We start from the raw sequence: 13,274 nt of genomic DNA on the forward strand, positions 1-13,274 counted from the left end.
ACCGACCCAGCTTTCACAGGACCCGACACATTTGGCAGGCTGTCACCCGCAAACACGGGGGCGTGCACAGAAGGCAGCGGCCGCTGCGGGCACGGGAGGGACACAGCACCATGCACACCGCACACTCTGCACAGACCGTCACGACCGGGGACCCACGACTCAGCTGGAGCAGCACCGACAAGGGCCCCGCGCCCCGGCTCGGCCAGCGCCGCGACGGCATCCTGCCCGCCGTCGCCGCCGCCCTGTCCGTACGCGGCGAAACACTCACCTGCACCGCCGGCAAGGGCGACCAACCGCCGGTCCTCCACCACCTCGTCCAGGACTTCCTGGACACCCTCCCCAGCGGCCAGCGCGAACGCTTCACCGGCCGCTGCCCCGAGGCCATACTCCTCTCCCGGCACCTCACCGCCGCCGAGGCCGGGCGCTCCAAGCGCGCCCAGCGCAAGCCCCTCACCAACGGCGAGGCCCGCCGCGCCCTCAAGCACGCCCGGCTCACCGCCCGCCGCATCCGCGAGGACGGCGACCCGCTGCACGGCAGCTACGCGGCGCCCTGCCGCTCCTGCGCCGTCATGCTCGCCCACTTCGGCGTACGCCCGGTCGACCTCACCGCGACCGGCGCGGCCACCACCGCAGAGAAGAGCTGACCGCGCCCATGCACGACCGCACCGACCTGCCCCGGCAGACCGGCCCCGACCGCCAGTCCGCCACCCGCTTCCCCGTCGCCGTCGACGCCGCCCTGCGCTCCGCCGGCTGGGCGCCGGGCCGCTGGGACATCCGCCAGGCCGAGGAGTGGGCCGACGCCCTGCGCGCGCACGCCTCGCCCGCCGGGCACCAGCACGCCGTCTTCCCGGCCGCCGTCGAGGCGTGGGCCGAGTTCGGCGGCCTCCGGATCACCGCCACGGCGCCGGGCCGCCAGATCGCACCGCCGGCCGTCCGCATCGACCCGCTCAGCGGGCTGCACCTGGCCCGCACCCTGGGCGACCTCGGCCGCGCGCTGGCGACCGAGGTCGCGCCGCTCGGCGAGGAGGGGGACGGCCAGGCCGTCCTCGCGATCGACCTGACCGGGCGGGTGTACTCCATCGACCACACCGGGGACTGGTACCTCGGCCAGGACATCGACACGGCGCTGGCGACGCTGGTGACGGGGTTGCAGCCGGAGCGGCTGGTTTCGGGCTGAGGAGGCCCACCGGGCCGCGGCCTCACGCCGGGCGCGGGGTGCGCGGTCGCCGCGGGTCCCTCGGGTTGCCGGTGCACGCCGGGCGAGCGAGCACCACCGCGAGGGTTCCGTCCTCAATCGCCGGACGGGCTGGAAACGCACCCGCCGGGTGGGCCGCCACCGCCGCTGCGGTGCCGTCCTCGAACGCCGGACGGACTGGAAACGCACCCGCCGGGTGGGCCGCCACCGCCGCTGCGGTGCCGTCCTCAAACGCCGGACGGACTGGAAACGCACCCCGCCGAGTGCGCGGGCACCACCCGCCACGGTGCCGTCCTCAAACGCCGGACGGACTGGAAACGCACCCCGCCGAGTGCGCGGGCACCACCCGCCACGGTGCCGTCCTGAAACGCCGGACGGGCTGGAAACGCACCCCGCCGGGTAGGCGGCCACCGCCGCTGCGGTGCCGTCCTCAAACGCCGGACGGACTGGAAACGCACCCCGCCGGGGGCGGCCACCGCCGCCACGGTGCCGTCCTCGAACGCCGGACGGGCCGGGGTGGCGCCGGACGGCCCGGCGGTGCCCCGCCGGGCCTCAGGCCCCGCCCTCGTCCGGCAGGACCGCCGAGACCCGGAAGCCGCCCGCGTCCGTCGGGCCCGAGACGAAGACGCCGCCCAGGCCGAGGACGCGTTCGCGCATGCCGACCAGGCCGTTGCCGCCGCTCGGCAGGCCCGCGTCGGCCGTCGCCGCGTCCGTCGGGCCGTTCTCCACCTGCATGGCGACCTCGGCGCCCCGGTGCGCCAGCCGTACCCACGTCTTCGCGCCCGCCGCGTGCTTGTGGACGTTGGTCAGGGCCTCCTGGACCACCCGGTACGCCGTCTGCTCGACCTCCGGCGCGTACGCGCGGGCGGAGCCCTCGACCGACAGCTCCACGGTCATGCCCGCCGCCCGCGACTGGCCGACCAGCGCCTCCACCTCGTCCAGCCGCGGCCCGTCCTCGGCCGCGGCCTGCGCCGCCCGGCCCACGGAGGCCAGCGGCACCTTGTCCACCGGGGTCCGCACCGGCTCGCCGGTCCGCAGGACGCCCAGCATCTCGCGCAACTCGGTGAGCGCCTGGCGGCCCATGTCGCCGACCAGGGCCGCGTTGCGCACGGCCTTCGCGGGGTCCTTGGGCGCCACGGCCTGGAGCGCCGCCGCGTGCACGACCATCAGGCTCACCCGGTGGGCTACCACGTCGTGCATCTCGCGTGCGATCCGGGTCCGCTCCTCCGTACGGGCCCACTCGGCCCGCTCCTCGGCCCGGTCCGCGAGCAGGGACAGCTCCCGCTCCAGCGAGTCCGCGCGCTCCCGCAGGCTCTCCATCAGCCGGCGCCGGGCCCCTATGTACAGCCCGAACAGCACCGACGGGGCGGTCAGCCCGACGGCCATGAAGAGGGACAGCATGGGCACGTACCAGTCGCCGGGCCCGAAGTCGGCGTTCTCGTCGACGCCCTGGCGCAGCCGTACGTACGTCACGATGAACGTCCCCACCAGGGACATGCTCATCAGCACCGCGGTGATCCGCCGGGGCACCTCCGACGCGGCCAGCGTGTACAGGCCGACGAGCCCCATCAGGAAGCCCATCTCCGCGGGCGTCGTCGCGATCGAGACCAGTACCACGGCGATCGGCCACCGCCGCCGCACCAGCAGCACGGTCCCCGCGACCACCCCGAACACCACTCCGAAGGCCACCGGAAGCCCGGTGTCCCCCGCGAAGTCCACCCCTTCGAGCCCGCACTCCACCGCCGAGACGAACGCGAGCCCCACATCCAGCGCGACACTCCGTCGCCGTTCCCACCACCAGTAGCCACGGGTGGTCGGACCCGCCGCTTCCCGGTCTTCCCCCGTTGCGGTCATGGCATCCAGCGTACGGGCGGCCGCATCCCATTTTCGGGTGACCTGCACAGCACGTCGTACGTCCGACCGGAGGCCGATTGGGGAACAACCGCCCGAAATAACGAATCGACCGCCCATTCGACCCGGACGTCCGGATTCCGGACAACGCTTGGCGCATGACGGAGATCACGAGCAAGTACGCGGATTTCGAGGGCCTGCGCGAGCGCGCGGTGGCGTTACGGCGGGAGGGGCTGAGCCGCCGCCGGATCCGGGACCGGCTGCACGTCGACAACAACGACATCCTCAACCGCCTGTTGGAGGGGGAGCCGCCCCCGGAGTGGACGAAGCGCCCCAACGCGAAGGACGACCTGCGGGCCAGGGCTCGGGAGCTGCGGCTGGAGGGGAAGACGTATGACCAGATCCAGCTGGAGCTGGGGTGCTCGAAGAGTTCGATCTCACTGTGGGTCCGGGACATGCCGAAGCCGCCGAGACGCTCACGTGAGGATGCCTCCGCCATCGCCAGACGTGGGTGGGAGGCCACCCTGGAGCGGCGCGAGGCAGAGCGTCAGCAAACCAAGAGGGACGCGGCCACTGAGATCGGAGCAATGAGCGACCGGGAGTTGTTCATGCTCGGGGTCGGGCTTTACTGGGCCGAAGGCACCAAAGCCAAACCGCACCGGCCTCAAGAGCGGGTGACGTTCGTCAACAGCGACCCGCGCATGATCCGCGTGTTCCTGACCTGGCTCCGCCTATTGGGGGTCCCAGCCGAGCACCTGCGGTTCCACGTCCACATTCACGAATCGGCCGACGCGTCTGACGCCGAGCGCTTCTGGAGAGAGGAAGTGGGCCGGTCCGGCTCCTTCGGCAAAACGACGCTGAAGAAGCACAATCCCGTCACCAACCGCAAGAACACCGGCGAGGGTTACCACGGATGCCTGGTGGTGCGCGTGAACAAAAGTGCTGAGCTGTACCGTCGCATCGAGGGCTGGTGGTGCGGCATAGTAGGTGCTGCAGAACGAGCCGATCAAGGAAATCGGACATAACGGTAAAACCATCCCGGGTCGTCTAATGGCAGGACAAATGGTTTTGGTCCATTGAATGAGGGTTCGATTCCTTCCCCGGGAGCTCTTCGCGCGGGCCCCGACCGCCTCGGTCGGGGCCCGCGCCCATGTCCGGCCCGACGCCCCCCGGTATCCTGCGGATGTCCGCCACCCGAAGCCGAAGGGCCTATCCGTGAGCTCCGTACGCCCGGCAGCCGTCGTCGTCCTCGCAGCGGGTGAGGGCACCCGCATGAAGTCGAAGACCCCCAAGGTTCTGCACGAGATCTCCGGGCGCTCGCTCGTCGGTCATGTCGTCGCCGCCTCCCGCGAGCTGGACCCCCAGCACCTCGTCGTCGTCGTGGGCCACGCGCACGAGCAGGTCACCGCCCACCTCGGCGGCGCCGACGCGCAGGTGCGCACCGCCTACCAGGCCGAGCAGAAGGGCACCGGGAACGCGGTGCGGGTCGCGCTCGACGAGCTGGGCGGGGTCGTCGAGGGCACCGTCGTCGTCGTGTGCGGGGACACCCCGCTGCTGTCCGGCGAGACGCTGGGCGCGCTCGCCGCCACGCACACCGCCGACGGCAACGCGGTCACCGTGCTCAGCGCCGAGGTCCCCGACTCCACCGGCTACGGGCGGATCGTGCGCGACGCCGCGAGCGGTGCGGTCACCGAGATCGTGGAGCACAAGGACGCGAGCGACGAGCAGCGGGCGATCCGGGAGATCAACTCCGGGGTGTTCGCGTTCGACGGGAAGCTGCTCGCCGAGGCGCTGGGGCAGGTGCGGACGGACAACAGCCAGGGCGAGGAGTACCTCACCGACGTGCTGTCGATCCTGCGCGAGGCCGGGCACCGGGTCGGCGCCTGCGTGGCGGGCGACCACCGGGAGATCCTGGGCATCAACAACCGCGTCCAGCTGGCGGAGGCCCGCCGGCTGCTGAACCAGCGGCTGCTCGAGCGCGCCATGACGGCCGGTGTCACCGTGGTCGACCCCGGCTCGACCCTGATCGACGTCACGGTGACGTTCGAGCGGGACGCGATCGTGCACCCGGGGACCCAGCTGCTGGGTGCCACGCATCTCGCGGAGGACGCCGAGGTCGGCCCGAACTCGCGGCTGACGGACACCGTCGTGCACGCGGGCGCGCGGGTGGACAACACGGTGGCGGACGGCGCCGAGGTGGGCCCGGGCGCGCTGGTGGGCCCGTACGCCTACCTGCGGCCGGGCACCAAGCTGGGTCCGAAGGCCAAGGCCGGGACGTACGTCGAGATGAAGAACGCGACGATCGGCGAGGGGACCAAGGTCCCGCACCTGTCGTACGTGGGCGACGCGACGATCGGCGACCACACCAACATCGGCGCCGCGAGCGTGTTCGTGAACTACGACGGCGTGGCCAAGCACCACACGACGATCGGGTCGCACTGCCGGACCGGGTCGGACAATATGTTTGTGGCGCCTGTCACGGTCGGGGACGGGGTTTACACCGCCGCCGGTTCGGTCATCACGAAGGACGTGCCGTCCGGTTCGCTGGCCGTGGCCCGGGGCCAGCAAAGGAATATCGAGGGTTGGGTGGCGCGCAAGCGTCCCGGAAGCGCCGCCGCGCAGGCGGCTCAGGCGGCGGAGGAGAGGCCGGCCGGCGAAAGCTGACCGGAAACAGGTGCGTCCAGCACCGCGTACCGTGATAGATGCTCACCCCATTTCGGCTGGCTCGTTGCACATCGGGACATCTGCGTGCGGCGCCAGGAACACGTCTGAGGAGACTGTGCTGTGACCGGGATCAAGACGACCGGCGAGAAGAAACTGATGCTCTTCTCCGGCCGCGCCCACCCCGAGCTGGCCGAGGAGGTCGCGCACCAGCTCGGTGTCGGCCTCGTGCCGACGAAGGCATTCGATTTCGCCAACGGTGAGATCTACGTCCGCTTCCAGGAGTCGGCACGTGGCGCGGACTGCTTCCTGATCCAGAGCCACACGGCTCCGATCAACAAGTGGATCATGGAGCAGCTGATCATGCTGGACGCGCTGAAGCGCGCGTCGGCCCGTTCGATCACGGTGATCGTGCCGTTCTACGGCTACGCCCGCCAGGACAAGAAGCACCGCGGCCGGGAGCCGATCTCGGCCCGCCTGATCGCGGACCTGATGAAGACGGCGGGTGCGGACCGCATCCTCACCGTCGACCTGCACACGGACCAGATCCAGGGCTTCTTCGACGGCCCGGTGGACCACCTCTTCGCGCTGCCGATCCTGGCGGACTACGTGGGTGCCAAGGTGGACCGTTCCAAGCTGACGATCGTCTCGCCGGACGCCGGCCGGGTGCGCGTCGCCGACCGCTGGTGCGACCGGCTCGACGCCCCGCTGGCGATCGTGCACAAGCGCCGTGACAAGGACGTCGCCAACCAGGTGACCGTGCACGAGGTCGTCGGCAATGTGAAGGGCCGGGTCTGCGTCCTGGTCGACGACATGATCGACACGGGCGGCACGATCTGCGCCGCCGCCGACGCCCTGTTCGCGCACGGCGCCGAGGACGTCATAGTGACGGCGACGCACGGTGTGCTCTCGGGCCCCGCGGCGGACCGTCTGAAGAACTCGAAGGTCAGCGAGTTCGTGTTCACGGACACCCTGCCGACGCCGGGTGAGCTGGAGCTCGACAAGATCAAGGTGCTGTCGATCGCGCCGACGATCGCCCGCGCGGTGCGCGAGGTCTTCGAGGACGGCTCGGTCACGAGCCTCTTCGAGGAGCAGTAGGAGCAGTAGGAGCGGTGGGACCGGGGCGGCGCGTGCGCCGTCGTTGATCCACTTTGGGGTGCGGCCTCCCCGCCGGGTAGACTCAGTGAGTTGCTCGGCGAGGGAGGCCGTACTCATGTACGGCGATCCGTTATCGGCGCGCTCTTCGTAGCAGGCCAGTTGATGGCCGGGTGACCGTCCGTTCTTCCGTCACCCCACGAGGAGTGCCACCATGGCCGAGATCAAGCTCGCCGCCCAGGTCCGTACCGAGTTCGGCAAGGGTGCCGCCCGCCGCGCGCGCCGCGCGCAGCAGGTCCCCGCGGTCGTCTACGGCCACGGCGCCGAGTCCGTCCACATCACGCTGCCGGCCCACGAGCTGCAGCTCGCGCTCCGTACCGCCAACGTCCTGATCGGCATCGAGCTCGACGGCAAGGACGCCCTGGTCATCCCCAAGGCCGTGCAGCGCAACCCGCTCAAGGGCGACATCGAGCACGTCGACCTGCTGACCGTGAAGCGCGGCGAGAAGGTCAACGTCGAGATCGCGGTGCACGTCGAGGGCGACCTGGCCCCCGGTGGGAACCTGCTCGAGTACGTGCAGAACACCCTGCTCGTCGAGGCCGAGGCCACCCACATCCCCGAGTCCGTCACGGTCTCCGTGCAGGGCCTGGACTCCGGTGCGTCGATCCTCGCCAAGGACATCCCGCTGCCCAAGGGCTCCGTGCTCGCCGGTGACGAGGACGCCATCGTGCTCCAGGTCGTCGCCGCGCAGGCCGAGGAGCCGTCCGCCGAGGGCGCCGAGGGTGAGGGCGAGGAGGGCTGAGTCCCGTCCCGCCTGCTTGACTGACGGGGCGGTGGTCTCCCTTTCCGGGAGCCGCCGCCCCGTTTTCCTGTCCACTTTCCTGTCCACGCCGCTGTACGCGTACGAACGAGGAGACTTCGCGCGATGTCCGACGCCACCGACCCCTGGCTGATCGTGGGGCTGGGCAATCCCGGCCCCGAGTACGCGGCGAACCGGCACAACGTCGGTTTCATGGTCGCCGACCTGCTCGCCGAGCGGATCGGCGGGAGGTTCAAGCGTGCCCCGAAGGCGCAGGCGCAGGTGCTGGAGGGCCGGATCGGTCCGCCCGGTCCGCTGAGCCGGCGGGTGGTGGTCGCGAAGCCGATGTCGTACATGAATCTGTCCGGGGGGCCGGTGGCGGCGCTGCGGGACTTCTACAAGGTGCCGCTGGACCATGTGGTGGCGGTCCACGACGAGCTGGACATCGATTACGGGACGCTGCGGGTGAAGCTGGGCGGCGGGGACAACGGGCACAACGGGCTGAAGTCGATGACGAAGGCGATGGGTCCGGACTATCACCGGGTGCGGTTCGGGATCGGCCGGCCGCCGGGGCGGATGCAGGTCGCGGACTTCGTGCTGAAGGACTTCTCGTCCACGGAGCGCAAGGAGCTGGCGTTCGAGGTGGACCGGGCGGCGGACGCGGTGGAGTGCCTGTTGGCGGAGGGTCTGGAGCGGGCGCAGTCCGCGTACAACTCCTGACCGGTGTCGAGCCGTGGACGTACGACGGGGCGCGGGGAGGAATTCCCCGCGCCCCGTCGTCGTGCGGTGCCGGGTCAGCCGGTGTTGCGGAGGCCCGCGGCGACACCGTTGACGGTGAGCAGCAGGGCGCGGGCGAGGAGCGGGTCCTCCTCCTCGCCGGCTTCGGCGGCCTGGCGCTGGCGGGCGAGCAGGGAGACCTGGAGGTAGGAGATCGGGTCCAGGTAGGCGTCGCGGATGGCGAAGGTCTGCTGGAGCACCGGGTTGGTGTCGAGCAGCTTCTCGCCGCCGGTGACGCGCAGGACCTCCTGCACGGTGAGGGCGTGCTCGGCCTCGATGACGTCGAAGACGTGCTTGAGCTCGTCGGGGACGAGGGTGTCGACGTAGTGCCGGGCGATGCGCAGGTCGGTCTTGGCGAGGGTCATCTCGACGTTGGAGAGGAAGTTGCGGAAGAAGTGCCACTGCTCGTGCATCTCTTCCAGGACCGTCTCGAGGCCGGCCTCGCGCAGGGCCTTGAGGCCGGAGCCGACGCCGAACCAGCCGGGGATGATCTGGCGGGACTGGGTCCAGCCGAAGACCCACGGGATGGCGCGGAGTCCGTCGAGGGAGACGCCTGAGCCGGGGCGGCGGGAGGGCCGCGAGCCCAGGTGGAGGTTGCCGAGCTGGTCGACCGGGGTGGAGGCGAGGAAGTACGAGGGCAGGTCGGGGTCCTCGACGAGCTTGCGGTAGGCGGCGTGGGCGGCGTCGGAGACGGTGTCCATGGCCGCGTCCCAGCGGGCCAGGGCCTCGTCGGACTGGCGGGGTGCGGTGTGCAGGGCGGACGCCTGGAGGGTGGCCGCGACGGTCAGTTCCAGGTTCTCCCGGGCGAGCGCGGGGATGAGGTACTTGTCGGAGATGACCTCGCCCTGCTCGGTGACCTTGATCTCGCCCTCCAGGGTGCCCCAGGGCTGGGCGAGGATCGCGTCGTGCGAGGGGCCGCCGCCGCGGCCGACGGTGCCGCCGCGGCCGTGGAAGAGGCGCAGCCGTACGCCGTAGCGGTGGGCGACGTCGCGCAGGCGGCGCTGGGCGCGGTGGATCTCCCACTGGGAGGTGGTGATGCCGCCGAACTTGGAGGAGTCGGAGTAGCCGAGCATGACCTCCTGGACGTCGCCGCGCAGGGAGACGAGGCGCCGGTAGGAGGGGTCGGCGAGCATCTCGTCCAGGATGACGTCGGCGGCGCGCAGCTCGTCGGTGGTTTCCAGGAGCGGCACGATGCCGATCTTGGCCCAGCCGGCGTGCAGGTCGACGAGGCCGGCCTCGCGGGCGAGGACGGCGGCGGCGAAGACGTCGTCGGCGCCCTGGCACATCGAGATGATGTAGGACTCGATGACCTCGGGGCCGAAGCGCTCGAACGCTTCCTTGATGGTGTGGAAGACGCCGAGGGTCTTCTCGCCGGCGGCGTCGAGCGGGGCCGGGGTGGGTGCGAGGGGGCGGCGGGAGCGCAGTTCCTTGGCGAGGAGCTTCTGCCGGTAGTCGCGGGGCATGTCGGCGTAGCGCCAGGACTCCTCGCCGAGCCGGTCGAAGAGCTGGCCGAGGGCGTGGTGGTGGGCGTCGGCGTGTTCGCGGACGTCCATGGTGGCGAGCTGGAGGCCGAACGCGGAGAGGGTGCGGATGGTGCGGTCCATGCGGCCGTCGGCGACGATGCCGGCCTTGTGGCGGCGCAGGGAGTCCTGGATGAGGGCGAGGTCGCTGACCAGCTCCGCGGTGCCGAGGTAGTCGCAGCCGGGGCGGTGGGGGCGGCCGCTGGCGAGGCGTTCGCGGGTGTTGACGAGCTTCTGGCGGATGCAGGTGGCCTTGAGCCGGTAGGGCTCCTCGGCGTTCAGCCGCTTGTAGCGGGGGCTGATCTCGGGGAGGAGGTCCAGGTCGGCCTGGAGTGAGGCGAGGAGTTCGTCGGTGGCGCCGGTGTAGCGGATGGAGTTGGAGAGCAGTCCGCGGAGCTGGTCGACCAGTTCGAGGGCGTCGGTGATGCCGTGCTCGTGCTGGAGGATGAGGACGTCCCAGGTGACCGCGGGGGTCACGTTGGGGTTGCCGTCGCGGTCGCCGCCGATCCAGGTGCCGAAGGTGAGGGGGCGGGTGCCGGCGGGGAGTTCGACGCCGACGCGGTCCAGTTCGGCGGCCAGATCCTCCAGGACGTCGCCGACGGCGTTGGCGTGCAGTTCGTCCAGGTAGTAGATGGCGTTCCGGGCCTCGTCGGTGGGCTCGGGGCGTACGACGCGGAGCTCGTCGGTCTGCCAGATGAGGTCGATGTTCTCGGCGAGCCGGAGGTCCTGGCGGCGGCGGTCGGCCTCGATGACCGGGGTCTCCAGGAGGGCGGCGATGCGGCGGAGCTTGTTGAGGACGGAGCGCCGGGCGGCCTCGGTGGGGTGCGCGGTGAAGACGGGGCGCACGTTGAGGTTCTTGACGGTGGCGCGCAGGTGCTCGGGGTCGGCGTCCTTGAGCCGGTCGGCGGTGCGGGCGAGGAGGCCGCCCTCGGCGGACCGGCGGTCGCGCATCTCGTGGGCGCGGTGGACCTGCTCGGTGACGTTGGCCAGGTGGAAGTAGGTGGAGAAGGCGCGGACGAGCTTGGCGGCGGTCTCCAGGCCGGTGTCGCCGAGGAGTTCGGCCGCGGCCTCGCCGTCGGAGCGGGTCAGGGCGCGTACGCGTTCGACGAGGTCGAGGAGTTCCTGACCCTCCTGGCGTACCAGGGTCTCGCCCAGCAGGTCGCCGAGGCGGCGGATGTCGGCGCGCAGCTCGGGGCTGGCGGCGGGGGTCTGGTCGGCACTGCTCACAGTGTGCGGCTCCTTGCAGTGGTTGTGCACGGGACCCGGGACCGCGGTCGGCGGATGCCGACGCCACCCCGGAAAGCAGGGTGCGGACCGCGCTGTCCGACCTCTCCAGGATAGGTGTCCGTGCTTTCGGTGCTGTTCGCGCCCCGTGCGGGCTTCCATGTGAGCGGGGGCTCCGGGCGGGGTACGCGGTGTGTGTCTACCCGGTATTCGTGCGTCTGTGCGCGGTGTTTCGCCCTCTCGTGGGCGGGCCTTCGCGCTGCCATACTTACGAGGCCGTAGGTTACGGGTGCGTAACCACGGTTGTCCGTCCCGTTCTCACCCTCAGGGGACTCCCCATGAAGACCAGCCCCGATGTGATCGAGGCCGCCGCCCCGGCGGCCGGTGATCAGGCTTTTCCCTCCGCCACGCTCGGCGGGGACAACAAGCGGTCGATCGAGCAGCTCGCGCTCCTGCTGTTCATCATCGTGCCGTTCGTGGCCCTGGTGGCGGCGGTGCCGCTGGCCTGGGGCCGCGGTGTGAGCTGGCTCGATCTGGGTCTGCTGGTGGCGATGTACTTCATCGGCTGCCACGGCATCACGATCGGCTTCCACCGGTACTTCACGCACGGTTCGTTCAAGGCGAAGCGTCCGCTCCGTATCGCCCTGGCGGTGGCCGGTTCGCTGGCGGTGGAGGGCCCCCTGGTGCGCTGGGTGGCCGATCACCGCAAGCACCACCGGTTCTCGGACGCGGACGGTGACCCGCACTCGCCGTGGCGGTTCGGCGAGACGCTGCCGGCGCTGCTGAAGGGTCTGTGGTGGGCCCACATCGCATGGATGTTCGACGAGGAGCAGACCCCGCAGCAGAAGTACGCGCCGGACCTGATCAAGGACCCGGCGATCCGCCGGATCTCGCGTCACTTCATGACCTTCACGATCATTTCGCTGGCGATCCCCCCGCTGGTCGGCGGCCTGGTGACGATGTCGTGGTGGGGTGCGGCGACGGCGTTCTTCTGGGGCTCGCTGGTACGGGTGGCGCTGCTGCACCACGTGACGTGGTCGATCAACTCGATCTGCCACGCGGTCGGCAAGCGCCCCTTCAAGTCCCGGGACAAGTCGGGCAACGTGTGGTGGCTGGCGGTCCTGTCGTGCGGCGAGTCCTGGCACAACCTGCACCACGCGGACCCGACGAGCGCGCGGCACGGCGTGATGCGCGGTCAGATCGATTCGAGTGCGCGGCTCATCCGCTGGTTCGAGCAGGCCGGCTGGGCGTACGACGTGCGCTGGCCGGACGACGCCCGTATCGAGTCCCGGCGCAACCGCGCGGTGGCCGACGCGGCATGATGGACGACGTGGCGACCGACTCCAGCGCAAGCAGCGAGAACACCCGTGCACCTTCGTCCCGGCGGGCCCGCCGGGTGCGGATGACCGGGAAGGAACGCCGCGAGCAGCTGCTGGACATCGGTCGCACCCTGTTCGCCGACAAGGGCTTCGAGGGCACGTCGGTCGAGGAGATCGCGGCCCGGGCGGGGGTGTCGAAGCCGGTCGTCTACGAGCACTTCGGCGGCAAGGAGGGACTGTACGCGGTCGTGGTGGACCGGGAGATGCGCCAGCTCCTGGACATGGTGACGGGTGCGCTGACCGCGGGGCACCCCCGGGAGCTCCTGGAGCAGGCGGCGTTCGCGCTGCTGGACTACATCGAGACGTACACCGACGGGTTCCGCATCCTGGTCCGGGACTCTCCGGTCGCCCAGTCGACGGGCACCTTCGCGTCCCTGATCAGCGACATCGCGACCCAGGTCGAGGACATCCTGGGCCTGGAGTTCAAGGCCCGGGGTTTCGACCCGAAGCTGGCCCCGCTGTACGCACAGGCCCTGGTGGGAATGGTGGCGCTGACCGGCCAGTGGTGGGTGAACGCGCGCAAGCCGAAGAAGGCGGAGGTCGCGGCCCATCTGGTGAACCTGGCCTGGCACGGTCTGGAGAACCTGGAGTCGAAGCCGCGGCTGATAGGGCACCGGAAGAGCTGACAGTGTGCGCGCCCGCCGTGCGGCCGGGCCGGCCGATGATTCATGGGTAAACCACTTCAGTCCCAGTGGACACAGTTGTAGAGTCTGTGGGCATCCCGGGAAAGCTTCACCCTGCATGTAATGCACCTGTGAAGACGTTTCTCCCGG

11 protein-coding genes and 1 tRNA gene are annotated in these 13,274 nt (G+C 70.8%); 10 read left to right on the forward strand and 2 right to left on the reverse strand.

Annotation, left to right across the window (positions count from 1 at the left end):
* Window positions 1-110 precede the first annotated feature (110 nt).
* Together ACN6LM_RS08270 and ACN6LM_RS08275 are read left to right on the forward strand one after the other, a co-directional pair.
* Complete coding sequence (locus ACN6LM_RS08270) at window positions 111-644, forward strand: YwqJ-related putative deaminase (protein ID WP_164402034.1); 534 nt, start codon at window positions 111-113, stop codon at window positions 642-644.
* A gap of 8 nt (window positions 645-652) precedes the next feature.
* Entirely contained in the window at window positions 653-1,177 is a 525-nt protein-coding gene (locus ACN6LM_RS08275; RefSeq protein ID WP_445064623.1) for an SUKH-3 domain-containing protein, read from the forward strand.
* A gap of 570 nt (window positions 1,178-1,747) precedes the next feature.
* On the opposite strand, the gene ACN6LM_RS08280 is transcribed toward ACN6LM_RS08275, so the two are convergent.
* Window positions 1,748-3,049: a sensor histidine kinase gene (locus ACN6LM_RS08280; RefSeq protein ID WP_445064624.1), complete on the reverse strand. Its 1,302-nt coding sequence runs from the start codon at window positions 3,047-3,049 to the stop codon at window positions 1,748-1,750.
* Between the two features lie 155 nt (window positions 3,050-3,204).
* Here ACN6LM_RS08280 and ACN6LM_RS08285 point away from each other — a divergent pair, with 155 nt between their 5' ends.
* From ACN6LM_RS08285 to pth, 6 genes are all read left to right on the forward strand, one after another.
* The gene (locus ACN6LM_RS08285) at window positions 3,205-4,071 is read left to right on the forward strand and encodes a hypothetical protein (RefSeq protein WP_445064625.1); all 867 of its coding nucleotides are present in this window, start codon (window positions 3,205-3,207) and stop codon (window positions 4,069-4,071) included.
* Window positions 4,072-4,082: 11 nt separating this feature from the next.
* Window positions 4,083-4,153, forward strand: a tRNA-Gln gene (locus tag ACN6LM_RS08290).
* Between the two features lie 108 nt (window positions 4,154-4,261).
* Window positions 4,262-5,710 carry a bifunctional UDP-N-acetylglucosamine diphosphorylase/glucosamine-1-phosphate N-acetyltransferase GlmU gene (glmU, locus tag ACN6LM_RS08295; protein WP_445064626.1) on the forward strand — a complete coding sequence of 483 codons (1,449 nt, stop codon included), beginning with the start codon at window positions 4,262-4,264 and terminating at the stop codon, window positions 5,708-5,710.
* Window positions 5,711-5,830: 120 nt separating this feature from the next.
* The gene (locus tag ACN6LM_RS08300; RefSeq protein ID WP_018524797.1) at window positions 5,831-6,805 is read left to right on the forward strand and encodes a ribose-phosphate diphosphokinase; all 975 of its coding nucleotides are present in this window, start codon (window positions 5,831-5,833) and stop codon (window positions 6,803-6,805) included.
* A gap of 211 nt (window positions 6,806-7,016) precedes the next feature.
* Complete coding sequence (locus ACN6LM_RS08305) at window positions 7,017-7,604, forward strand: 50S ribosomal protein L25/general stress protein Ctc (RefSeq protein ID WP_445064627.1); 588 nt, start codon at window positions 7,017-7,019, stop codon at window positions 7,602-7,604.
* Between the two features lie 123 nt (window positions 7,605-7,727).
* The gene (gene pth, locus ACN6LM_RS08310; RefSeq protein WP_445064628.1) at window positions 7,728-8,321 is read left to right on the forward strand and encodes an aminoacyl-tRNA hydrolase; all 594 of its coding nucleotides are present in this window, start codon (window positions 7,728-7,730) and stop codon (window positions 8,319-8,321) included.
* 74 nt (window positions 8,322-8,395) lie between these two features.
* On the opposite strand, the gene ppc is transcribed toward pth, so the two are convergent.
* A complete protein-coding gene (ppc, locus tag ACN6LM_RS08315; protein ID WP_445064629.1) occupies window positions 8,396-11,125 on the reverse strand; it encodes a phosphoenolpyruvate carboxylase in 2,730 nt (909 codons plus the stop codon).
* Window positions 11,126-11,460: 335 nt separating this feature from the next.
* On the opposite strand from ppc, the gene ACN6LM_RS08320 reads away from it, so the two are divergent.
* Window positions 11,461-12,444, forward strand: coding sequence for an acyl-CoA desaturase (locus tag ACN6LM_RS08320; protein WP_445064630.1), 984 nt, complete (start codon window positions 11,461-11,463; stop codon window positions 12,442-12,444).
* Window positions 12,441-13,127, forward strand: coding sequence for a TetR family transcriptional regulator (locus tag ACN6LM_RS08325; RefSeq protein WP_445064631.1), 687 nt, complete (start codon window positions 12,441-12,443; stop codon window positions 13,125-13,127). The genes ACN6LM_RS08320 and ACN6LM_RS08325 overlap by 4 nt, the downstream gene beginning before the upstream one ends.
* The last annotated feature ends 147 nt before the right edge of the window (window positions 13,128-13,274 follow it).

The organism is Streptomyces sp. SAS_281, from assembly GCF_052542855.1.